This is a genomic window from Phyllobacterium endophyticum (assembly GCF_003010935.1).
Lineage (GTDB): Bacteria > Pseudomonadota > Alphaproteobacteria > Rhizobiales > Rhizobiaceae > Phyllobacterium > Phyllobacterium endophyticum.
Genome location: NZ_PGGN01000003.1, coordinates 567,786 through 591,245 on the forward strand (window position 1 = coordinate 567,786; position 23,460 = coordinate 591,245).

20 protein-coding genes are annotated in these 23,460 nt (G+C 55.8%); 5 read left to right on the plus strand and 15 right to left on the minus strand.

Annotated features, from left to right (window positions below; all coding sequences use genetic code 11):
• Positions 1 to 169: 169 nt before the first annotated feature.
• Positions 170 to 1,369 (minus strand): MFS transporter, encoded by a 1,200-nt coding sequence (locus CU100_RS16955; RefSeq protein ID WP_106718025.1) that lies wholly within the window; start codon positions 1,367 to 1,369, stop codon positions 170 to 172.
• 71 nt (positions 1,370 to 1,440) lie between these two features.
• Here CU100_RS16955 and CU100_RS16960 point away from each other — a divergent pair, with 71 nt between their 5' ends.
• Positions 1,441 to 1,899 (plus strand): helix-turn-helix domain-containing protein, encoded by a 459-nt coding sequence (locus tag CU100_RS16960; protein WP_106717747.1) that lies wholly within the window; start codon positions 1,441 to 1,443, stop codon positions 1,897 to 1,899.
• A 627-nt stretch (positions 1,900 to 2,526) separates the two neighbouring features.
• Here CU100_RS16960 and CU100_RS16965 read toward each other — a convergent pair.
• From CU100_RS16965 to CU100_RS16990, 6 genes are all read right to left on the minus strand, one after another.
• The gene (locus tag CU100_RS16965) at positions 2,527 to 2,832 is read right to left on the minus strand and encodes a hypothetical protein (RefSeq protein WP_106717748.1); all 306 of its coding nucleotides are present in this window, start codon (positions 2,830 to 2,832) and stop codon (positions 2,527 to 2,529) included.
• A gap of 748 nt (positions 2,833 to 3,580) precedes the next feature.
• Positions 3,581 to 4,420 (minus strand): transporter substrate-binding domain-containing protein, encoded by an 840-nt coding sequence (locus CU100_RS16970; protein ID WP_106717749.1) that lies wholly within the window; start codon positions 4,418 to 4,420, stop codon positions 3,581 to 3,583.
• Entirely contained in the window at positions 4,413 to 5,606 is a 1,194-nt protein-coding gene (gene alr, locus CU100_RS16975; RefSeq protein WP_245419075.1) for an alanine racemase, read from the minus strand. Before alr ends, CU100_RS16970 begins: the two co-directional genes overlap by 8 nt.
• Positions 5,603 to 6,361 carry an ABC transporter permease gene (locus tag CU100_RS16980; RefSeq protein WP_106717750.1) on the minus strand — a complete coding sequence of 253 codons (759 nt, stop codon included), beginning with the start codon at positions 6,359 to 6,361 and terminating at the stop codon, positions 5,603 to 5,605. The genes alr and CU100_RS16980 overlap by 4 nt, the downstream gene beginning before the upstream one ends.
• 10 nt (positions 6,362 to 6,371) lie before the next feature.
• Positions 6,372 to 7,049: an ABC transporter permease gene (locus CU100_RS16985; RefSeq protein WP_106717751.1), complete on the minus strand. Its 678-nt coding sequence runs from the start codon at positions 7,047 to 7,049 to the stop codon at positions 6,372 to 6,374.
• Positions 7,046 to 7,855, minus strand: a complete 810-nt coding sequence (locus tag CU100_RS16990; protein ID WP_106717752.1) for an ABC transporter ATP-binding protein — start codon at positions 7,853 to 7,855, stop codon at positions 7,046 to 7,048. The genes CU100_RS16985 and CU100_RS16990 overlap by 4 nt, the downstream gene beginning before the upstream one ends.
• 511 nt (positions 7,856 to 8,366) lie before the next feature.
• On the opposite strand from CU100_RS16990, the gene CU100_RS16995 reads away from it, so the two are divergent.
• Positions 8,367 to 8,615: a helix-turn-helix domain-containing protein gene (locus CU100_RS16995; RefSeq protein ID WP_106717753.1), complete on the plus strand. Its 249-nt coding sequence runs from the start codon at positions 8,367 to 8,369 to the stop codon at positions 8,613 to 8,615.
• Between the two features lie 910 nt (positions 8,616 to 9,525).
• Here the strand turns inward: CU100_RS16995 and CU100_RS17000 are convergent.
• The 3 genes from CU100_RS17000 to CU100_RS17010 all read right to left on the minus strand — a co-directional run bounded on the left by CU100_RS17000 (position 9,526) and on the right by CU100_RS17010 (position 12,469).
• A complete protein-coding gene (locus CU100_RS17000) occupies positions 9,526 to 10,083 on the minus strand; it encodes a helix-turn-helix domain-containing protein (RefSeq protein WP_106717754.1) in 558 nt (185 codons plus the stop codon).
• A gap of 275 nt (positions 10,084 to 10,358) precedes the next feature.
• Entirely contained in the window at positions 10,359 to 11,624 is a 1,266-nt protein-coding gene (locus tag CU100_RS17005; RefSeq protein WP_245419077.1) for a glutamine synthetase family protein, read from the minus strand.
• A 92-nt stretch (positions 11,625 to 11,716) separates the two neighbouring features.
• Positions 11,717 to 12,469: an SDR family NAD(P)-dependent oxidoreductase gene (locus tag CU100_RS17010; RefSeq protein ID WP_106718027.1), complete on the minus strand. Its 753-nt coding sequence runs from the start codon at positions 12,467 to 12,469 to the stop codon at positions 11,717 to 11,719.
• Between the two features lie 128 nt (positions 12,470 to 12,597).
• Here CU100_RS17010 and CU100_RS17015 point away from each other — a divergent pair, with 128 nt between their 5' ends.
• On the plus strand, positions 12,598 to 13,986 hold the full coding sequence (locus CU100_RS17015) for an aldehyde dehydrogenase family protein (RefSeq protein ID WP_106717756.1): 1,389 nt from the start codon (positions 12,598 to 12,600) through the stop codon (positions 13,984 to 13,986).
• Positions 13,983 to 14,768, plus strand: a complete 786-nt coding sequence (locus CU100_RS17020) for an N-formylglutamate amidohydrolase (RefSeq protein WP_106717757.1) — start codon at positions 13,983 to 13,985, stop codon at positions 14,766 to 14,768. Before CU100_RS17015 ends, CU100_RS17020 begins: the two co-directional genes overlap by 4 nt.
• Positions 14,769 to 15,053: 285 nt before the next feature.
• Here the strand turns inward: CU100_RS17020 and CU100_RS17025 are convergent, their stop codons facing one another.
• The 5 genes from CU100_RS17025 to CU100_RS17045 form a co-directional block, all read right to left on the minus strand.
• Positions 15,054 to 17,252, minus strand: coding sequence for a N,N-dimethylformamidase beta subunit family domain-containing protein (locus tag CU100_RS17025; protein ID WP_106717758.1), 2,199 nt, complete (start codon positions 17,250 to 17,252; stop codon positions 15,054 to 15,056).
• A gap of 105 nt (positions 17,253 to 17,357) precedes the next feature.
• Positions 17,358 to 18,359 carry an ABC transporter permease gene (locus CU100_RS17030; RefSeq protein WP_170113870.1) on the minus strand — a complete coding sequence of 334 codons (1,002 nt, stop codon included), beginning with the start codon at positions 18,357 to 18,359 and terminating at the stop codon, positions 17,358 to 17,360.
• A complete protein-coding gene (locus tag CU100_RS17035; protein ID WP_106717760.1) occupies positions 18,346 to 19,884 on the minus strand; it encodes a sugar ABC transporter ATP-binding protein in 1,539 nt (512 codons plus the stop codon). Before CU100_RS17035 ends, CU100_RS17030 begins: the two co-directional genes overlap by 14 nt.
• Positions 19,885 to 19,888: 4 nt before the next feature.
• Positions 19,889 to 20,857, minus strand: coding sequence for a sugar ABC transporter substrate-binding protein (locus CU100_RS17040; RefSeq protein WP_106717761.1), 969 nt, complete (start codon positions 20,855 to 20,857; stop codon positions 19,889 to 19,891).
• Between the two features lie 212 nt (positions 20,858 to 21,069).
• Positions 21,070 to 22,053, minus strand: a complete 984-nt coding sequence (locus CU100_RS17045) for a GlxA family transcriptional regulator (RefSeq protein ID WP_245419079.1) — start codon at positions 22,051 to 22,053, stop codon at positions 21,070 to 21,072.
• 344 nt (positions 22,054 to 22,397) lie between these two features.
• On the opposite strand from CU100_RS17045, the gene CU100_RS17050 reads away from it, so the two are divergent.
• Complete coding sequence (locus tag CU100_RS17050; protein ID WP_106717762.1) at positions 22,398 to 23,078, plus strand: DJ-1/PfpI family protein; 681 nt, start codon at positions 22,398 to 22,400, stop codon at positions 23,076 to 23,078.
• Positions 23,079 to 23,460 lie beyond the last annotated feature (382 nt).

The window sequence follows — 23,460 nt, forward strand, 5'->3', positions numbered from 1 at the left end:
GACAATTGACGACTCGCTTACGACTATTGGCAATTGCGCAAATTGTAAGCAGATGTGGTTTATAAACCATGAATCGCGCCAGTCGGCATTAACGATCTGGTTCGGCCTTTCACGATCTTTCCAGGTGGCAAGCTCGCATGAAAACTGGACTGGTCGAACACATAAGGACCTAGATGGCGTCACGTCGCACGTGCTGGAACGCCAATGCCGAAATCAGTGCTAGGGCAGCGAGAACTGCGGCAATTCCGATGCCGCTGACGCGCCACCCCCATTCGGATATTGCGGGACTGCTGATAAGTGGCGAGAGGAATTGCCCGAGAAAGACCGATCCCGTCAGCAAGGCTCCCGTCTTTCCCCGTCGCTCCGGAGCGGTCGCGCCAAGGGAAAGCGCTATAAACCCTGGTATGGCCAACGCGTAGCCTGCACCAATGGCTGCGCAACCGAAAAACACCGCCATTCCTGTCTTGGTCGTAACGAGTGCCGCGAACCCCAAAGCCATCAATCCAAAACCACAGGCCCAATTGCCGGCATGGCCAATCGCCGCGCGAAGATGGGAGTAGTAAAGCGCCGCGCTCCCGCCCGCGAGCATGAGTGTCCCAAGCGCAGCTCCGGTCACGGCGGGGGAGGAGTAACCTTGTCCTGATAAGAAGAAGGGCAATTGGGTCGGCATAACGAAGAACAACATCGTTGTGACCATCTGGCCCAAGGCCAGGAAATAGACGATTGGTTGCAACCTGCTGGGAGCGGCGCTTGTGGTGTGTTGTTCAACAGGCATGCTCGACGGCGGATCGGCGATTATGCGCCAGAAGAATGGCAAGGCAAGTGCTGGCAGGGCATAGACTGCAAAAGGAAGCCTAGCCTCTATCGTCGCAAGCAAGCCAGCGATCACAATGAAAACGAAGCCGCCAAAATTCCGGGCAGAGACCTGAGCACTCGAGATAGAATGCAAAGCTCTGCCGGAGAAATAATCCCCCATAAGCGCGGTTTGCGCTGTCATGATCATGGCGAGCGCAACACCCAGGCAAAACCTGCTGACCATGATCGATGCTAGCGTCGGTAGGACCAGCCCAGCGCTCCCGGAGATAATAAACAAGACCAACCCCGCCAGGAGCATCCGTCGTCGGCCTGATCGATCAGCAATAGCGCCACACCAGGGAGCGACGAGGATGACTGCCAAGGATGGAGCCGGGACCAGCAGCCGAATAAGAAGCGTGTGGGTTTCGCCGCTCGCAAATTGCTTTTCCAGGCCGGGCAAGGCGGGACTGATCGTGGCGGCCGTCATTACCGTAAGAGATGCGGTCATCATAAGAGCCACTGCGCGCGGGTCGCGCCAGATTGGCCGGTATTCAAGTTCGGCGGTTGGTTCCATTCCTATCATCTCCATTGCGTTTTCAACCAAGAGCGGGCAGCATACGAATTCAAGTCAACTTGAGGTCAAGCATGAAGTTTCTGGATATAGCAGAGGTGGTTATGGCAAGCGGTCTGCCCGCCTCGACCCTGCGATACTACGAGGAGCAGCGACTTATCGCTTCGGCAGGCAGACACGGGTTGCGACGCCAGTATGAGCCGGAAGTGCTCAGCCGGCTTGCCTTGATCAACATGGCTCGCGCAGCAGGTTTTCTGTTAAGTGACGTCGCCAAGATCTTCGGTCGCAACAAGGAACTCGCAATCCCACGTGAGGAACTGCGCGCCCGCGCTGATGCTCTGGATCAAAAGGCGCAAGAGATGAAGGCTTTGGCGGCTATGATGCGTCATGTGGCGGATTGCCCTGCCCCCTCGCACCTGGATTGTTCCACTTTCCAGAAATTGTTGCGGGTAGGGACAAAGCATCAATCGCGCTTGCGCAGGCAAAAGCATAGAAAGCGTGGACCTCTGTCCGGCAAAATAACTGCAATCTGAACGCAGATCATTCTGAAGGCCATTGCTTCATTCTTTAATCCGGCGCCGTCCTTTCTCCTCCGCCTTTGCATCGCCGCCAATCTGGCGAGGAAAACATGGCGGATTATTTTGATAGAACGGCAGACAGGTTTCCCGCCTTGAAGGGAACCGATACCTACGCAGCCAAAGCAAAGTCAATCACAGCAAGTAAGTAAAGTGCGGCCGAAGGTTGCCGTCTGGATGAATAATACCGGTGATAGCCGCAAAGGCGCACCCAGTCCTCCAGGACATGCACGAACCTGGCTTGTATTGGCTAGCGGCGCGGGCATCCCAATGCAGCGCAGGCGAGTGTCGACATCCTCGTATTGCGACATTTGCAACTCGTCGGCCGTCGCACTGGCGGCCCGCAAGGAAGGCACGAATGATGCCGCACATTTGCCGCAAGGAATGAACGTGCCCCAGGGCTAATCTTCCACTGGCCCGGCAATGTCAGCCTGAAAGTTCGGCATTGCTCCGCCTGCCGAGGCTATATTCCGCCTATCCACCAGCCGACGTTGTTGTCATGGAAAACCAGCCGTGACGGAATCTCATGATTGTGCGCCAGCAACAACGGTGATGCGCGGTTTTCTGGAGAGGCTGCCGTCAGGCTCAGCCGAGTTCGCAATAAAAATCGCACATCAAGTCGGCCACCCTGACCGCCTCCAGGTCAGTCATATGCGCCGCGTTCTCCACCGCCGCGGTCTCTAGATCAAGGTGATCATCGATGGCCAGCAGATCGAGCAGCCGGGCGAATTTGATCTTGAGTTCGCTGTCGCCTTCAAATTCCTCGATGGTGACCTGCAGGATGCTTTGTGTGGCGGCGATGACTCGGGTCTGGATGCTGTCGGCCGAGGCTGCAAGAGTGCGTATCGCGGCGAAGAATTGCTCGCGCGCATTGGCGTGTCGTTCGTTCATGCACGTGCTTTCTTGTGATCCGGGCATCCGGACGGGAGAGTATGGGGACGGCATACAAGGTCGGGGGGCGTCACCCGGAAACAGTTCATCTGATCTTGCCGCGACCATGGCTTAGCACCCCCAAGCAGCATTTGGCAATCACATCCGGCATTGGGCCGGGACATTTCGCATCTCGCAGTGGCAACCTGGTCGGGTGGCGAGGATTCTCTTCCTCCGACATCGCTGCGTGATCAAGCAATAGCGGAGTCTTCGAGCAAATAGCATGCCCTTGTCACCACCCCGAACAGGAAAGGAGCGAGCGCTGATTGAACCAAAGGTCTGAAAGTTGGAGCTTTGCCGCCTGGAATCGAGGTCTTTTACGACAGACCATCAATCTGCCAGTACAACGGGTTAGGCAGGATCGGCCGGAGCGCCAAAGCCAAGCTTGTGTAGTTCAGTCCGCTAAGTCGGCTCCAGCCTCAAGGCTGCCGAAAGTTTGGGGTTTTGGGCAGGCAGCAATGTCAGCATCTGCACGAAGTAAAAAGTGCAGTCGGTACAATCCCTTAGACAGTTAGTCTGATTTACTATGTGAATTGGCAATCCGCCCTTGTTCCAGTCGGTCTGGCGAACTGGCCACTGTCGGGTGCGTGTGACTTTCGGCAAGATCGTGGCGGGAGTGGCAATGGCTGCTCGTGACATGAATAGGCATGCCGACAGGGGCGGTGCCGCATAATTAAAAAAGCACAGGCCAATCCCTCTCAAAGCTGGTTCACTTCGACACCAAATCCGCGCCGAACCATTTGAGGCTTATCTCCTTCAGCGTCCCATCCACTTTGATTGAATCGATCGCATTATCGAACCGTTGGACAAGTTCCATGTCCTGCTTGCGCAAGCCGATGCCAACACCTGGGCCGAAGAGACCACCCGAAATTCTGGGGCCGTAGAGCGTGGTCATCGCACCATCTTTGGACTCCAGAAATGCCTTCCAGACGGAGTAATCAGCCAGTCCAACATCGATCCGGCCTGCCACCAGATCGAGATTGAGATTATCCTGCTTGTCATATGTCCGAACTTCGATTGTATCGCCAAAATACTCCCGGACGAACGCTTCGGCGTTCGTTGATCCCTGCACGCCGATGACTTTTCCCTTCAAGCTCTCCTTCAGGGCCTGGAGAAGGCTCTTGTCCCCTTCAGCTTTGGAGGAAAGATCGAGTTTCAAATGCTTGGCCATCTGGGGAAGATCAAGCGATTTTCTGACAACGAAATAATTGGAGGTCAGTGCATAGGGTTTGGAAAAGGCGATAACCTGCTTTCTTTTTTCCGTCACCGACATTCCGGCCATGATCGCATCGAACTTGCCTACGGTCAGAGCGGGAATAATACCATCCCATGCCTGCGTGACGAATTCGCATTTGAATTTCGCACGCGCGCAAAGCGCCGTGCCGACATCGATGTCAAAACCCACGGGTTTTCCAGATGTGTCGACTGCATTCCAGGGCGGAAAGGCCCCTTCCGTGGCGATCCGGATCATTTTGCCGTCCTGCGCACTTGCCTGCGTGACAATTGCGCCAGCGAAGAGCAAAGACAGCGGCAGTTTTAAACTATTCATGGGGGATTTCCTTTGTGGTTTGCATGGCGGCGTAAATCCTCGGAATATGATCTCTCAGCTGCGCATAGAGGCCGACGATATCGGTTCCCCAGAGGGTAGCGACTTCTTCATGCGTGATGGATTGATTACCTTGACGGCCGAGCAGAACGACCTCGTCTCCAAAGCGAGCGTCTGGAACATCGGTCAAGTCGATACGAATGTGTTCAAGATGGGCGGGAGGCAGCAACCGGGCGCGTTTCCCTCGTATAAGGCCCACTGCACCGCGTGGAACGTCCCTTGGAAACCCGTCCCCCCAGCCCATGCCAATCACCCCGAGAGTCATCCCTGGATTGACCCCGAAAATGCCAGGGACAGGGCCGAGTGACGCGTCGAGGCGCTTGACCGAAACCAGGCTTGCAGAAATGGTTTTCAGTGCCGGGCGCAACATGACCGGGCGGGTGGGCCGGTCGGAATCTGGAAGGCCAAAAAACAGTGCCCCTGGATCAACGGCGTCGAAGTCCATCTCCGGATGGTTTAGCACGCCCTCTGTACTCGACATCATCACCACTGCTGGGCGCAAGCCAAGAACGCTCGCTTCGCGCAAGATGGCATGCATTCTGTCGAGTTGCTCTTTCGCATTTGACGTGTGCGTGGTCGGCAACTCGCTCATGTGGGCGTAAATGCCTTCGACTTGCACGTCGGCAAAACCTGCCGCTCTGGCGAGAAGTTTACAAGCTTCGAAAGGCGTTGCTCCAGCCCGGAAGAACCCAAGGTCGACCTTTATGAAGATACGCGGTCTGGTGATGGTCGCTCGCCATTGCTCCAGCTCGTCAACACTCGAGACGCTGACGGTCAAATCCAGCGACTGAATTGTCGGTGCTGCCACAGGCAGAGCGCCCGGATAGAGCAGAAGCGGATGAGATACGCCTTCCTGGCGAATGGCGACCGCGTCGAGCACAGAAGCCACCGCGAAACCATCGACATCCTCCTTGGCCAATGCACAAGCGACAGGACCAGCACCGCATCCATAGGCGTTGCGCTTCAGGCAGGCATAAACCTTGACGTGGCGAGGCAGCTGGCCGCGCAGTTGGCGGTAATTGTGACGAATTGCATCAAGATCGATCTCGTACCAGTTCCCGCGCAACATTGCAGCGGTGGCATGATCCGCACCGCATATTCCCGAAAGTGGCATCAGAGCGGGCTTCATGGTGCCACTTTCTGCGAGGCGGATATTATCCCGGCGGTTCTTGCCCGCAATTGACTGTTGTTCCCCGGCTCGGCGCGCTTTTGATGTTTTGCCATACGGGTTTCCAGGCGGCCAAACAGATGAACGATCACAAATGTGAAGCCGAGATAGATCAGTGCCGCCGATATGAAGACCTCATAAGGAGAGAAGGTCTGCGCCACGATCTTGCGTGCCGTGCCGGTTAATTCCATGAGAGTGATCGTACTGGCGAGAGAACTCGCTTTCAGCATCAAGACAACCTCATTGGCGTAGGCCGGAAGAGCCAGCCGAAAGCCGGCGGGAAGGATGATCCGCCGAATGCGCAGCGCGTAGGGCATACCCAGCGCTTTCGCCGCTTCAACTTCGCCGGAAGGAACCGCGCGTAGTCCACCACGCAAGATCTCCGTCGTGTAGGCAGCATTGTTCAAGGAAAACGTGATGAGTGCGCACCAAAAGGGCTCTCTCAACATGCTCCAGGCCACGCTTGAACGTATCCACTCAACCTGGCCGGCGCCGTAATAGACAAGAAAAAGCTGTACCAACAGCGGGGTTCCGCGGAACAGGAACGTGTAGAGGAAAATGGCATGCGAGAAAACCGGCCACGGCGATGTTCGCAGCAACGCCAGTGGAACGGCAATGAAAAGGCCAATCGCAACGGAGGCCAGCGTCAGTTGCGCCGTGAGGAGCATGCCTTCGCAAAGCAGGGGCAAAACGTCGACCATGAGAGCCAAGTTCATGACCAATGTCTCATTTCGCGAACCGGACGCCGCGTTCGGCGCATCGTTCAAGCCATGTCAGGCCGACCAGTGAAATGGAGGTGAAAAACAGATAGAGGCCGGCAGCGATCGAATAGAATGTCAGTGGGTCATGGGTGGATCCCGCAGCGATACTGGTCTTTCGCATCAGATCTTCAAGACCGACCACGGAAATCAGCGCCGTATCTTTTAGCAGCGTGAGCCAAAGGTTGCCGAGCCCAGGCAGCGCGTGGCGCCACATCTGCGGAAGAATAACGAGGCGCCACATGCAGAACTTCGACAGACCAAGAGCTTGAGCTGCCTCAATCTGTCCTGAGGGCACCGCCTGGATTGCCGCTCTGAAGACTTCGGTCGCGTACGCTCCGAAAACGATCGTCAGTGCAAATACGCCAGCGGCGAACGCATCGACTTCGACGTAGTGACCGAACAGCGTTGTCATCGCGACGGTGCCGCCAAAGTACAGGATAAGAATGATAAGCAGCTCGGGAACACCGCGAACAATTGTGGTGTAGCAGTCAGCCAGGCGCCGAATGATCCGCATCCGGCTGCGCTTTGCCAGTGCCCCACAGAGACCGACGCAGACACCGAGCGCCAGACTTGCGAAGGCCGTGCGAAGTGTGGTGAATGCACCGACGGCTATTTGGTCGCCAAAGCCTTGCAGGTCTATCACGGGCAACCTTCCCCTATCTGCGCCGACAAAAATTGTTTGAACCGCGGTGAGGTGGGCCGGCGAAAGAGTTCGTCCGGATGGCCCTCTTCTTCGACCTGCCCCTGATGAAAAAACACGACGTGGTTGGACACCTGACGGGCAAATGCGAGTTCGTGCGTTACGATAAGCATCGTACGCCCTTCGTCGGCGAGCGAGCGGATGACCTTCAACACCTCCCCGACCAGCTCTGGGTCGAGCGCCGAGGTCGGTTCGTCAAAAAGAAGGATCTCCGGTTCCATGGCCAGGGCGCGCGCGATCGCGGCCCTTTGTTGTTGCCCGCCGGAAAGATGAGCCGGGTAATCGTGACGCTTATCGGCGAGGCCCACTTTGAGCAGCAACTCCTCTGCCCGAAGACATGCCTCTTGTTTGGCGATGCCGAGAACATGGATCGGTGCTTCAATGATGTTTTCGAGGACAGTCTTGCACGACCAAAGGTTGAAGTGCTGGAACACCATCCCCAGCTTGGCGCGCAACGCATTGACCTCTCGGGGGCTTCCAAGACGGCCTCTCGCCTTGACATGTCTGCCCGCAATCCAGATTTCCCCATCCGTGGGCTCTTCCAGAAGGTTCAGGCAGCGTAGAAAGGTGCTTTTTCCTGAACCGCTGCTTCCAAGGATAGAAATCACATCGCCGCTCTGCGCGGTCATGGAAATCCCTTTGAGGACATCGAGCCTGCCAAAGCGTTTCTTCAGATTCTTGACGCGCAGCGGGATCCTGCTCTCAGAGGGGACCGTTTGAAATTGACTGTTTTCAGATTGAGTAAGCACTAGAGACCCTCGCCTGGTTTTCGCAAGGATGCGACAGCGAGGGCGACTGTGCTTGCAGTAAATTGATGCAGGTGCAGGATCTGATCAGTAAATCACAGGATGCCCGGCCAGGTGTTGCGATAGGCCGTGGGACCCAACCGGAGACCGACTGAACCTTCAAAGGATCGGCGCATCGGCTACTGGGCAAGGCGAACCCAGTGTCGAGGTCTATGGGCGCATCCAAATCGGGTGACGGCACTTTCGCACTCGGCACCGCACGATGCTCCGTTGATGGCAGCCAGGTGGTTGGGACCGAATAGTCGAACAAACATCTCGGCCATCCCATTATGGAATGCGCTCGCGGGTCCTACCCCTGATCACTTGCTGCCGCTGAGTGCCGACCGCGAAAAGAAGGATGAACCCAGGGCGAGCGTTCCTTGACAAACCTAAACACCAAAACTGGTTCTCAGGATGCCATTTTGTAGAGAATACTCCGTGGTGAAATACTCTTCAAGCGTCTGCTCTCGTTGTTATGGATATTCGCGAGATTTTTGCACGCAACCTGAGAACTCTGCGGCAGGCCAAAGACCTGTCCCAGGAAGAGCTTGCGCATCGGGCGGGGATCGATCGCACCTATATCAGTGCATTGGAGCGCAACGTATATAACCCCAGTATCGATGTTGTAGAACGGCTCGCTAACGCTCTAGGAGTGGAAGCAGCGGAACTATTAAAGCGATCTTTTCGGGATTTGCAGGGAACAAAGACTGAGCTTGACGAATAGACGACCAAGAACACTACAAAAGCCAGTGCCGCGTGGTGATTGAGGCAGACCAGCAACGAGCATTGACTATGCTTTGGCAGCAGGGGAAGAAAACGATCCAGCCGTTGCGGGTCCTGACGGAGCTGTGCTTCAGCGGTCTACGGGCAGACATCTCCCATCGAGACCGCAGTGGCTGAGCCAGATTGTAAACATCCAACCGCGCGCTCCAGCACGCACAGTTCCCCAAACCAGGCTCTTCACGGCGCTGTCCGTTTCATTCAATAGTCCGAGCCTCATACCCAGCGGCTCCGGTGAGCAAAAACGCCCGTGAATCAGGAGCCCAATCTAGACGCCGTATAATGCGTGCAAGAGACAAACCGTTCGTACGCAAAGCCCAGTTTACCAATGAAGTGGCGACGCTGTCTTGTACCGAGCGTGGGGCTGCGGTGGTGGAATTGGTGCTTATTCACAGTAACCTATGATCGGGCGGATTGCTTCCGTTGGATCTGTTCGCCCAAGTGCGGAAGCACTATAGAATTTCTGGAGGCAGCCGAGAAATATGGATTGTATGCATCAAGACCGGTCATGTTCGCGGTATGTTCTTCAGCAACGCATAAGGTCGGTCTTGATTGTCGCCGGGCGAAATAAAAGCATTCACGCTTGCAGCGGGTGTGAGCATCCTGTGGATCATGCTCGGCTTAGTCAGGAGATCAGCGATGATCCTTAAGTCGTATAGGGCTACATGGGTCGGGCTTTCTGGATGGTGGTACTGACTGCTTCTGGAATGCCAGGTGAGAGCTCACAACTGTTCGAACATCCTGCCGCACACTTTACCCGGTGCGCCGCGCACTCTGTCATGCCGAAAACGTTCGACGTGGATTACCGCCATCAGTGGGCAGGATCGGCAAGCATGCTCGAAGCTATCGCTACGCTAGTTCTGCTGTGTGAAGCTGTTAATCATCAAAATTTCTGCTTCGGCCTCTACAGCAACATAGGCATGTGGCTGATCGGCATCGAAGAGAATACTGTCTCCTTCATTCAGCACGATGGTGTCATAGTACGCCGTATACAATTGCAGCTTTCCCGAAAGAACGAGGAGAAATTCCTGCCCAGGGTGCTGCCGCCATCCCCCGTTTTCCTCGAATGTCGCGGCGGTGACTTTCACGCGCCAGAAAAGATTGTGCTTTTCTTTGAAATCGGGACAGAGAATCTCAAGATCTAGGCCTGGTGTTTGATGATGATCGCCCGATCCAGCCCGCGTTATCGACCGTCGAGCCATGGCCACGGGTGCCTGTTCGGTCAGAAAGATTGACGCTGGAACCTGTAATATACCCGCCAGCTTGAGTGCGATCTCGATCGTCAATTTTGCCTTGCCCGTCTCAAGTTTTGAAAGCTGGGACGCGGAAATGCCGGAGGTCTTCGCAAGATCGCGTAGGCTCAAGTGCTTGAGTTTGCGGTAATGGCGTATTTGCAGCGCGGCGGCGGACATGCCTTCTCCTCCAGCGAACACCGGCGGCAAATCCGCAACGGCATCGACTGTGTCGTTTACCTTGGCTCATCTGTTCAAGCAAGTTGCGCAATGGCAAGAACGTTCGTATTGGGAAACATTGTTGTTAAAGGTGCAATCAATGCTCAAACTTGCTCACCAGATTTGAGACGGGATGGACGCGGTGCAGATGAGATCGGGAGATCTCGGCAAGGCAGCAAGGCAGAGTTCTGTGGGCGATCGCGGACTCAGATTATTGCCGGCTTGATGTGCCGGGACTAGATGCGCTCGAACAGCCTGCGTTTTTCCCAATCCGTCACGAACCCGTCATATTGGTATACCTCCCATTTGGCGGCATGGACGTAGTGGTCGACTACCACGTTGCCGAAAGCCTGGCGCAGCATGGCCGAACCGTGTGCTCTTGCGATCGCTTCGTTCAGAGATTTTGGAATTTCGTGGAGGGAGGGATCTGCGTAAGCATTGCCGTTGGTCTCGTCGGGCATCTGTAGTTCGTCGGCTATTCCCTTCAAACCCGCGGCAATAATGGCGGCGAATGCGGTGTGGACATTTGCGTCGGCCCCCGGAATTCGAACCTCCATTCGGGTGCTTTTCCCGTGACCGACCAGACGGAAGGCGGTCGTCCGATTATCTCTGCCCCAACAAATCCGCGTTGGAGCAAACGATCCGGATTGAAAACGCTTATACGAGTTGATGTTCGGCGCGAAAAACAATGTGATCTCAGCCGCATGGGCCATTACGCCAGCCATAAAATGCTTGAACTCCTTCGATAACCCATCGGGTGATGATGGATCCACTGAGCGAGAACGCGATCCATCGACCGACCATAGGGATGCGTGAATGTGGCAGCTGGATCCGGCGATGTCCGAGCTGGGCTTAGCCATGAATGTAGCTGATTTCTGGTGTTTGGCGGCGATCTCCTTGACCGCCTGCTTATAATAGACATGATTGTCGGCATTGGTAAGCGGATCCGCATATCTGAGGCTGATCTCCTGCTGGCCCGGTCCCCATTCGCCTTTTGTCGTCTCCACCTCGATACCCATGGCATCGAGAGCTGCTCGCAGCTCGGCGAGCAGCGGTTCGACAGCAGTTGTGCGAAGAAGATTGTAATCCTGGCTGTAGGGCGAGGACGGGGTAAGGCCCTTGAAATCCTTCGCGATGCAGCCGTCATAGCTGTCTTCATATAGATAAAATTCAAGCTCAGACGCAAAGTTGAAGCTGAAGCCAAGCTCGGCTGCCTTCTGGATCTGTTTCTTCAACATCGCCCTGGGCGCGGTCGGAACGAGAGCCCCGTCCGGGAGGATGCAATCACCGATGACGATCGCCTGGCCGGAAAGCCAGGGCATGTTTCGCCACGTTCGGATATCAGGCTTGACGACAAAGTCGCCGTAACCCTTCTCCCAAGACGCTGATTGAAATCCCGGGATCGGATTGCCCTCCACATCGACCGTGAAAAGATAGTCGCACATGTGACTTCCTTCCCCCGCAGCGCCAAGGAAGTATTTGGCGCCCTCGCGCTTGCCCATGAGGCGTCCTGCCATATCGGGAAAGCAAATCGCCACGGTGTCGATGTCACCGTCCGCAAGTAAATTTTTAATCTCCTCCAACATCATCTACCTCAATATTTTAGGAGAACGCCGCCATCGACGATGAGGTCGATACCGGTGATGTAGGAAGAACCGTCTGAGAGGAGGAACAACGCGGCGTTTGCGAGCTCGGCCGGCGTGCCGACGCGTCCCATGGGAACATGTTCTCCAACAGCCGACACCTTCTCGGAAGAGTCCCACCGGTCCTGCAGCGGCGTCAACGTCAAGCCGGGAAAGATGGTATTTGATCGAATGTTCTCTCTCGCGAGCTGCATGGCTAGCGATTTCGACACCGCGCTTACCCCTGCCTTCGAGGCTGCATAGGCGTCCTGCGGCGAGGCATCCCCGCGCAGGCACTGGATTGTCGAGAAATGGACCATGGACCCGCCGCCGGCCTTACGCAAATGGGGGACCACCGCCCTCGCCGTGTGCGTCATGGATTTGAGGTTGATCTTGAAGACTTGGTCCCAGACATCGAGATCCATGTCGAGAAGGCTCATGTCTTTCCCGAACCACAGAACACCGGCCACATTGGCCAGATAGTCGATCCGCCCAAACCGTTCCGCGGCATCAGCTACAGCATTTTCCACGAATCCGGCGTCTGTCAGGTCGCCCTGCGCATAGATAACGCGCTCACCCTCCCTAATCTCGGCTGGCCGCTCCTTGACGTCGATCATCAGGACCGAGCCACCAGCCTGCAGCATCTGTTTCGAGATTGCGAGCCCCATACCACCGCCTGCTCCCGTAACGACGGCAACTTTTTCTGAAAAATCAAACGTTAACACCTTCATTGCTCCTAGCATCCGATTTTGGAAAGTTCGCACATAAAATGTATTTTAGCAACATTAATTGGAGACTTGTTTCGTATATGGAAATATCATACGATTATGGAAACATGATTTAGGAAACCAGGATGTCAGTAGAAAATCAGTTCAAGATCATTTCGCCCGTCGATGGCCGCGTCTATGCCACGCGTTCTTATTCGGAGTCCTCAAACGTGGCGGCCGCACTGGATCGTGCTGGGGCCGCCTTCCGGACGTGGAGATCCAGCCTCATCTCCGAGCGCGCCAGTCTTATCACTGCTCTGGCGGATGCCCTCTTGGCACGAAAGGAGCATCTAGGCGAGATCGTGGCCTGGCAAATCGGGCGCCCGATCGCACAGGCGGATGAGACCGCTCGTTTCAAGCTAGTGTCTGAAAAACATATCGAGGCGGTTTCGGTTCTTGAACACGAACCCTATCCAAGCGAACCATCAATTGAACGTCATGTCCGCCGATCCGGCCAGGGGATTCATTTTTCCATCGCGCCCTGGAATTATCCGCTCGGCCTTCTTCCCTGGCTGATCGTCGCGCCTGTCCTCGGCGGTAATACGGTGATCCTCAAGCACTCCGACCAGACCGCGCTCGTCGCGGAAGTTATCAATGAAGCGCTCGCAGCCATCGGCGCGCCTGAAGGTGTGCTCCAAACCATCGCAGTCAACCATCGAACGGCTGGCGAGATCATCAGTTCGGGTCGGGTAAAGGCCATCAATTTCATTGGCTCGGTGCGCGGGGGTCTCGAGATACACAAAGCCGCGGCTGGTACGCTGACACATGTGCATCTGGAGCTCGGCGGCAAGGATCCGGCCTATATTCGACCTGACGCCGATATCGGTTCGGCGGTAGCGGACATCGCCGACGGCAGTTTCTCAAACTCCGGTCAGTCGTGCTGCTCTGTAGAACGGATTTACGTTCACGAATCTGTTCATGATGCTTTCGTTGAGCGCTTCAAGCAGGAGATGCAGAACTGGAGCGTTGGCAATCCGATCACGGAAGCTCCTGCGATCGGGCCGATGGTCAAGCACGCCGCAGCCGAATACGTGAGAACCCAGATCGCAGACGCTGTTATCAATGGGGCAAAAAAATATGTCGCAGAGACTTTCGCAGGTTTGGCCACAGACGAAAACGCCTATGTCACACCCACGCTGCTGACAAATCTCGATCACTCGATGAGCATCATGCGGGACGAGCTTTTTGGCCCCGTGGCATGCATTCAAAAGGTTGCCAGCGATGAAGAGGCGGTGTTGCTGATGAACGACAGCGAGTTTGGTCTTACTGCCAGCATCTGGACTGCCGATACAGAGCGAGGTGTAGAGCTCGGCGATCAACTGGAAACAGGGACGGTGTTCGTGAACCGCTGCGATCACGCAGACCTATACCTGCCTTGGGGTGGAGAAAAGAATTCGGGCCTTGGTCGCGTTAACGGCCGTGACGGTCTACTCGGCGTCACCGCATCAAAATCCTTCCATGTAAAGGCTGTATGATGGACGTCCAAAAGCTCACGCAAGCGGATGTCGACCGCTATGTCAGCGGCGCTGTCGATATCCGACCCGGAATGAGCTATCCGAATGTCGTCCTACTGTGCGAGCACGGTAGGAATTCGGTACCTTCAGCGTGGAACAACCTCGGAATATCGCACGCTTTTTTCGCGACCCATTTCGGAGCCGACCTCGGCGCCGCCGATCTGACGATTGAAGTCGCACAGAGACTCGGAGCGACTGCGATCGTATCAAACTATTCGCGCCTGTTCCTCGACTATAATCGCCATTCCAACGATCCGGACTGTTTTAAACTCGACATGGGGGGCATCCCGATTCCGGGCAATTTAGATTTGTCGGCGGAGGAGATAGCACTCAGAGACAGGATCGCCCGAACTCCTGTGGAAAAGGCTGTTGATAGATGGACGATGTTCGGTGGGAGGGAGCCGCCGTTGCTGATCTCTCTGCATTCGTTCTCACCGATTTGGGCAAATCAGGTCCGAAGCTGTGAAATCGGCGTCATGTGGCGTGAGGACGAACGCCTCGCGCCACGATTGATCGAGGCGTTAAAAAAATTCGAGGACATCGATATCGGAGATAATGAGCCCTACGATTTCCGCACCAGCGATTGGTACACCTTGAAGCGCCACGGGCTCGATGCGAATGTTCCTGCCGCCTATATCGAAGTTCGCAACAGCTATCTGATCGACGAGACTATGCGAAGCAGGGTCTCGGATCTGATCACCCGCGCCATCCAAGAATGCATAACGGCACGCGGCAAAGGCTGATCCCACGCAGAAAAGCGGAATTTGTTGGGCTCCGGTTGTTCGCTGGCTATTCGCCTTGTGCAGGGTGACGCGCACGGGGCAATATTCAACTTCGGACAATAGGTCCTCGTCCGGCGAAGGCTGCTGAAATAGTCGCGTCTGCAGCACGTCGACCGGGTGATGCGGAGCGCGTAGTCGCTGGGAGGTCCGCCCGGCGGTGCGCGGCCCGGACCAAGCTGCAATGGTCAGTTGGTCCGTCCGGCAGTCCCGTCGGAGCGAGCAAAAATGCGAGGGGTATGCCTACCTCTAGTCTAGCAGTGAATCTCGACTGATGAACGCATCCAGAACGTTGTTGACCAGCTTTGCTATGTTATTTTCAAACTCGTTCCAGGCGATGGCACCTACGAATGCGATCGAGCTTGCCGAAAAAACCCCGCCTCCACCGTGTATCGGCACGAAAACCATGTCGGAACGGACTCGATCGGGTCGCGTGGTCCCGTCCTGATGAGGCATCGGGATCAGCATGTCCTCGTTGACGATCTGGTATTCGACGCCAAAGCCGGTCGCGGAGGCGAGGATAATTGTTTGGGGCGGCGACCCCAGCGAGAGGTCGAAACGATCGCATTCATCGCCGGCGGCGCCTCCAAGGATGTAGCCGAAATTTCCTATGAGATCCTCTCCAATTCCTTTGAAGAAATAGCCGGCCTTTGCCCCATAACTCTCGCTCGTCCGCTTGTAACCCTGCGCCTTTGACCATCCTTCCATTGCAAAGGCGACACCACAGATTTTGTTTGGCCCTCTTCCGCGGTAACGCCATAGCCCCCCGGGCTCGCCGGTATGAGCATGCGTGCGTTCACCGGGCGGAGCGTTCCAGGCGCGCAGCCCCGCATTGTCGCGGCGTACTTCAATAATCCAGGGGCGGGCCGGGTCGTGGGTGGTGACCCAGTAGAACCCGTTGCCCCCCAGATACATCATCCTTCCGCCCTCACGCAGGTACGCGTCGAGCGTCGACAGTGCCTGTGAAGTCCAATACTCCGGATGGGATCCGGTAATCACAACCTTGTATTTCGACAGGAGTTCCGATCCGGAGAGATGAAGATCCTCATCTGTCGCGACATGATAGGAATGGCCGGTTCTTTCCAGCCATTCCACAAAGAAGAGGTCCACGGCCAGATGCCGGAATGTACCAGTCAGAAAATTCGGATAATGCGGGCGCACATTCACAAGCGGTCGACGGCGGCTACTGTAGCGCACTGGGCTTCCGTCCGCATGCACATCGTAACAGGATAGCCCAAATTCGGGATGCTGATTGAGATATCTCTCGTCTTCAGAAACCAACATATCATGGCCGAGGACGCTTGTAAGGTCGGCGCCGGCGAAGTGATCGTTGCCATAAGCGAGATAAGTGTTGGTGGGGATTAAAAAGAGTACGTCCGCTTTAGCTTCCGGCTTACCACGCACGAACAGAGGATACCTGTCTTCAAACCCGCCGGCGCTTAGAACGACGTTATATACGCCGCTGACACTATCTTCGGGGAGTTTAAATTCTAGATTGTAGTCCCAGTTCGCATCGACCATTTCGTCAGAATGGAAGTAGATTGCCGAATATTGTTCAGGCACCTCGTGGAACGAGTCGCTTTCACCCGTCCAATTTCGCCCCGTTACGCCCCGTTCCGCTCCGTTGATGATCCGTCCTGGTGGAACACGCCCCGCCTCTTCCCGAATGTCTTGCGAACTGAAATGTTCGCCGATAACCCAGGCAAGATCGGCTTTGGGAGCAGCATCGCCGGCTCTGTGAATCATTTCTCGTTCGGGCGTCGCGAGGGGTCGACTGAAATATCTGGGACTATCGATCTTCCCGTTGAAGCCGTCGATGGCGGAGCCGATATCGTCGCACGCCATCGCTGCAAGGGTAAGAAGCGCTGCTGGGCGGTAGGCGGCGTCGAAATCTGCGGCCTCTACATTGCGCAATGCTCTCGATGGCAATGTGTCAGCTTGCGACACGTCGACGGTGACTCGTGTCTTCGTCGCAATCTCCTCGACATTGATGACAAGAGAATACCATACGTGTGCATCAATGGACAGATTGAGTTTCTCGACCGTGCTATCCAAGCTGACATACAGCTTGCTACCACACACGCCGACCGCGATTCGCCTGGAGTCGCGCTCCGTCGCGAAGGCCAAGATGGTCTGGTTTACGTCCCAATCAGGTACGCTTGACAGAAACCAAAGATGAGCGGAGTAGCCGCGCCCTGCAGCACCGGGGCGAAGCGGCAGCTCGGCGAAAGAGCCCATGGCGGTAGACTGGCGTCGCCCCGCGACGGTTACGTCCACCCCCTCGACAACTGTTCCAAAGGAATGATTTGCAACCGTGTTCCGGTCACGCGGGCCACGCGTCACACGCTCGAGTCTTACTCGAACGGTCGGGTGTTCGGTGCTCACCGCCATGCGAACAATTTCGCCAGGCAACAGGGACCATTCCTCGAGGTAAGCTTCGATCTGCATCGTCATCTCCCATATGCGCAATTCATTGCCTTGGTAGGGATCAAGGCGCTATTTCTCGGTAGGCTTGGCAATCTGCGCTCTTCGCCAGCGGGAAAAATGCTGAGGTCATTCCTTCTGTTTGAGGTAACCCCGCACAGCCTCGAGCGCAGCTGCACATGCCAGAACTGCTCCCGTGATGATCAGGCTGAACTCAGTACCGACATTCATCAGTGTCAGGCCATTTCGCAAAACTCCCATCAACCAGACCCCTGCCAACACACGCCAGATACTGCCCCTACCACCTGTGAAAGGGATACCTCCAAGCAAGACAGCGGTAAGAATGGTAACTTCGAAACCGACACCCAGCGTTCCCGACGGCGCGCTGTTGAGCCTGGCAATCATCAACAGGGCGGCGATGCCAACAGCGAATCCCGTTAGCGTATAGAGAGCAAAGATGATGAAGTTGACCCGGATACCAAGCAAGAAAGCGGCACGCGGATTGACACCGATAGCGATGATACGGCGACCGATGGGAAAGAAGACTGTCACGAGCAACACGGTGCCACAGATGATGGCCGCGATGATCGCAAGATTTGGAATGCCCCAGACATCACCTGATCCGAAATCAACAAACACGTCAGGAAAGCCATAGACTGACCCCTGCCCGAGGTACTGCGCGACGCCGCGCTCGGCAGCGAGTCCCCCAAGGGTGACGACGATCGGGGAGAAACGCCAGTAGCCGATGAGAACGCCGTTAACCGCACCTGTCGTCGTGGCGACCGCGACTCCGGTCAACACGCCGGGAATCAAACCCCAATTGTTCATTGCAATACCGGCCGTCACCCCGGCCAACGCAAGTGTCGAGCCGACGGACAAATCCACATACCCGGCCATCAGCAAAAGCGCGAAGACAGATGCGACGACAAATGTCGGAGCATTCTGGGACACGATTGCCAAGAGATTGTCTGTGGACAGAAAAACATGGCTCTTGGCAGCGAAGTAGATCATTAGTGCGATGATTGAAATCGGCAACAGCCAGGTAATCACAAACGTCCCCAAGTGACGTTTAGAAAAAAGATTGCCGTTCATTGAACCATTCTTGATAGAAACATTGCTAATTTGGGTCATGCGAGTTGTCCTGATTTGCCGCAGCATGAAATGAATGCCCGTGCGCAAGCGCAATAAGCGCCTGTTCGCCGACACGCGGATTGACAGAGGCAACGATTTTACCGGCCGATAAAATCAACACGCGATCTGCCAGAGCTATGAGCTCCTCAGGATCGCTCGACGCGAAGACAATCGCGCGCCCCGGGACGTCAACAAAGCTGCGCAAGAGAGCATAAAGGTCACGGCGAGCGCCTATGTCTACCCCTTGCGTCGGTTCGTCGAGCAGAAGCAGCCGCGTCGCATCCAGACCCGATATCCATCGGCCAATCACCAATTTTTGGGCGTTGCCACCTGAAAACTTGTCGGCGTCACGGTGTGGATCATTTGGTTGCAGCCCGATTGACCGGCTGATTCGCTCGAAGATACTCAGCTCGCGCGCCTTAAGGCGGATTGGTCGTGCCGTCTGACCGTAGTGCGGCATCAGCAGATTCTCCATGGCGCTCAGCTCGCCGAACAGGGACTGCTGCTTTCGGTCCGACGCCACGAGGGCGATACCGCTCTCGCGTGCCGAACCCGGTCCCGTTGCTTCAACTGAACCGCCGTCCAGAAGCACCTGGCCGGTACGTGGCCGGGCACCGGCGAGGGCTTCCAAAAGGTCCGTTCGACCGGAGCCCAAAATGCCGAAAACGCCAATGATCTCGCCATCCCGGGCATCAAAGGAGATTGGCCCGCTCCAGTTTGTCCTCAGGTCTTCGACCCCCAATAAGACACGATCGTCCAGCGTCCTGGTCCGTCTGGTTGCCTCGATTGCATCCGGCGAAATCGCAAAGATGATGTCGTCCAGCTCAATTGACGTTCTCGCACGTTGCCACAACACGGCGCCGTCCCGAATGACCGTCACTGTGTCGGCAACCTGCATGACCTCATCGAGAAGGTGGGTGACATACACGATTGTTAACCCATGCTCGTCGGCAAGCCGGCGAACCAGCGCGAGCAGAGCCTCCACCTCTTTTTCGCTGAGTGCTGCCGTGGGCTCGTCGAGGATGAGGACGGATGGCCGACGCGACAGAGCTCTTGCAATCTCCACGATTTGCTGTTCGCCAATGTTCAAGCTGCCGACGATGGTAGCCGGGTTGATCGCGACCCCAAGTGAGTTGAAAAGAGCGCGTGTCTGTCGGTTCTGCTCGGCAAAATCGATCGCGCCGAAGCGGGTGCGAAGTTCTCGACCGAGGAAAATGTTGTCACTGCATGAAAGTGAGTCCACGAGCTGAAAGTGCTGGTAGATGATGCTGATGCCGGCGCCGAACGCTTCTGTCGGCGTCAGGCTGTGATACTGCCTACCATCTACGATGATCGATCCACTATCGGGCTCGATCGCGCCGCTTAGACAGCTAAGCAGGCTCGACTTCCCGGCCCCATTAGGGCCGAGGAGAGCGTGAACATAACCTGGTTCCAAATTCAGATCGATGCCCTTTAGGACTTCGTGCGTTCCAAATGCCTTTCGGATTGAATGGATGCGAAGCCCCTTCGCTGCCCGAGCTTCCATCGCCTCAATCCTTGTACTGGGCGATGAGCTTTTCCAGTTCGGCAGAATTGCGCTGAGTTGCTAGTTCGACGCCGACCTGTTCGTTGCTGCCGGGTGCGCCGGTTGCGGCGGCGATCGAGTTTTTCACGATAAGTTCGGCCAACTTGTCCAGAAGGATTGCAGCGGATGCGCGATATGCGCCACCGGCCCTGACGGCTTCTAAGGCCTCCGGCGTGCCGTCCTGACCCGCGACATAAACTTCGTTTGGATCGATCTTGGCGTTTGTGAACGCACGCAACGCACCTACGGCCGCATCATCGTTGAAGCCTATGAAAACACGAAGATCTGGGTTTTGGCGGATCGCATCTTCGGCGATGCGCAGGCCGCATTCCTGGTCACCGCAGTCCTGCGTCGAAATCACGGAAAGCCCGGCCTCCTTGAACCGGTCGAGCGGCTCCTGCCAGCGGCCGATAAACGCGCCCTTGAGAGGCGTTAGTGTGGTGACCGCAGCTGAAACGCCGCCGTTCGGATAGCGCGTCTTGACCCAGGCGAGCGCGTCCTCTGCAAGGATTCTGCCGCTCTGGACATTATCGAAACCGACCGAACCGTCCGCACCCGGCGTGGGTGCAGCATATGTCAACCACTTAATGCCCTTAGCCTGTGCCTGCTTTTGAAGGCCGGAAAGTGCTTTGGCATCAACCGGCAACACGACGATGGCATCGACCTTCTGGATTATCCAGCTTTCAAGGGCTACGCGCTGTGTTTCCAGATTATTCGCCTGAGTGTTGTCGATAAGCATGTTTACGCAGCCATTTTCCTGCGCGAACCGCTCAACCTTTTTCCTCAATGACGTCACGAACGCAGCTCCACCGGTCGGATGGCTGAAACCGATCGTATATGTTCTATCGCAGGCGGCGGCAGTTTTTGCACCAGAAGCTAGCGCCAAGATAGACACTCCCGTTGCTAACACCAAAGTCACAACCCTATTGTTCATTGTGTTCTCCTCTTTAGGCTACAGCGTAGCTTATTGCCACGTTCTTTACACAAAAAGCCTAACTTGTTTCCAATTTGGATACAAGTTAATTTTTGACAACGAACACCAAGGTCCCGAGACACCAGCGCGCCGGCTGAACCGAGGTGAAATAATTGGATAAGCGGAGAAGGCAGCGGTATTTATAGGCGTCGAGCTTCTAGGGATCGTCTAAATCATGGGCTTCCGCGGCCAAAACGTTCGGCATATGCCGCGGGACTGATACCAAGCCCTCTTATAAAAGCTCGGCGCATAATCTCCTTGGAAGCGAACCCGCATTTTGCGGCGACAATCGGGATCGACTTGCCGTTTTCGATAAGTCGCCGAGCAGCATCAACCCTTATTTGCTCCACTGCATTGGCGGGCGTTCTACCGGTTGCGGCCTTGTAATGCCTGCTGAAACTGCGCGTACTCATGCCCGCAAAGTCACTGAGCGTCTCAAGTCTTAGGTCCCGGTTCAGGTTCTGGCTGATCCAGCAATGGAGACGATCGAAACGGCTATCTGCCTGAAGAGAAAGCAATACGCTAAACTGAGACTGTCCACCTGGCCTCTTTAAGAACATCACAAGGTATTGCGCAATCGCCAGGGCCGCTTTGCGCCCAAGATCCTCCTCCACAAGCGCAAGGCTCAAATCCATTCCTGCAGTTACACCCGCTGACGTCCAAATATTTCCATCCTTCGTGAATATCCTGTCCGGCTGGAGCGCCACCTTCGGGAATCTCGTGCTGAACTCCTGACAAAATTGCCAATGTGTCGTTGCAACCCGAGCGTCCAGCAGTCCAGCTTCCGCGAGGATGAAGGCTCCGGTGCAGACCGACGTCACCCGCCGGGCGTGTGCAGCTCGCTCTTGGAGCCATTTCAGGAAATCACGATCACGACAACTGTCCGGAAAACCATTGCCGCCAACGACGATCAAGGTATCGAGGCTCGTACCTGGATCGGGTAGCAAGGCGGTAGTAATTTCAAGGCCTGCCGTCTTGATGCTACGGCCACGGGAGACGACGCAATATTCATATGGCTCGGGGCCACCGGTCTTCGCGACAAACTCGTTTGCCGTCGCAAACACCTGCAGGGGTCCACAGATGTCAAGCAACTGTGCTTCGTCATACGTGACGATTTCGACGCGCCGAGCCGGCTTCAGCATGAATCTTGGCTTCATCGACCTCACTATCAATCAGGATTAAACCGTTTACACCCTGACATGGTCCGTGCGTCGAACTCCTAGCAGCAGGTTGCGGCAGAACGAGTGGGATGCTAGCGCTGCCTGTACGTCATGGCAATGCGGCTTCGTTCGCATCCCGGCCACGATTCCCTCCATACTCATAGACATACAGGCGCCGTCCCGCGCCACCCAAACTCTAAAACCAGCCACAAGTCGCGCTGCGGACTACTTGAGTGGAGGATTTGCCGGCGGCGACGTTTGGCGAGAATCGTTGTCATTCTGGCGTTCGGGCCTTGATGAACGGACATATGATGGCGATGGTAAAACAATGGAGGATCGCAATGCCATTCAAAGTCGGATTTCTCATCTTTCCCATGGTCCAGCAGCTGGACCTAACTGGGCCTTATGAAGTGTTCGCCACGGCTGAAGGCATTGATGTCGAGCTCATTTGGAAGCACAAGAACCCTGTTCCCTCGGCGACAGGCATTCCCCTACAAGCAACCAAGACGTTTTCGGACATTGGACAGCTAGACGTTCTGATCGTGCCGGGCGGTGAAGGTACCGGCGCCCTGCTCTCGGATGAAGAAACGCTTGAATTCATTCGCAGTCAGGCCAAGGCGGCTCGATACACCACATCCGTGTGTACGGGAGCGCTGGTGCTCGGCGCAGCCGGCCTGCTCAAGGGCAAACGGGCAACCACCCATTGGTATTTCCTGGATTATCTGAAGTCCTTCGGCGCAATTCCGGTGAGCGAACGTGTTGTAACACAGGGAAGCATTGTCAGTGCGGCAGGTGTCAGCGCAGGGATCGATTTCGCTTTTTCCCTGCTAGAAGAGACCGTCGGTCGAGATGAAGCCGAAACGGTTCAGCTCTGGTTGGAATATGCACCCCATCCGCCGTTTCATTCCGGAAATCCGCAAGAGGCATCAAGGCACAGGGTCGAAGCGACGGGACAAAGATATGCGTTTCATCGCCGTGGACTGGACGATCTCTTCGACAAGCTCGCCCTGATGCGACCTTAGCAAGTGACGCGATACCTGTCACATGACGCAGCGGTTGCGCTCCTACAGATCGCCGCTGAAATCGGGAGCCAAGAAGAGCGGAGATTTTGGGATCTTTCATCTCTTCTAGCGAGGGTGATGTTGTTGGCATCAGCAGTCTTCATGTCGATGAGCTACTGATGATACGGCTGCCGACAATCATGCCGTCGCCGATAGCCACAGCCTGCTTCCACTTTGAGGTAGCCGGGCTAACACAGGGAAATCAATGTCCTGGCGCGACCTGAAAGAAGAGCGTTGGATTGATGCTGCTTAGCTTCACATCATGCCTGTCAGGAAACTTTCTTTGAAACAGCAGATAATGAGCGATTTGATTGGTGGCTCGAATTCCACAATCGCTGATCTG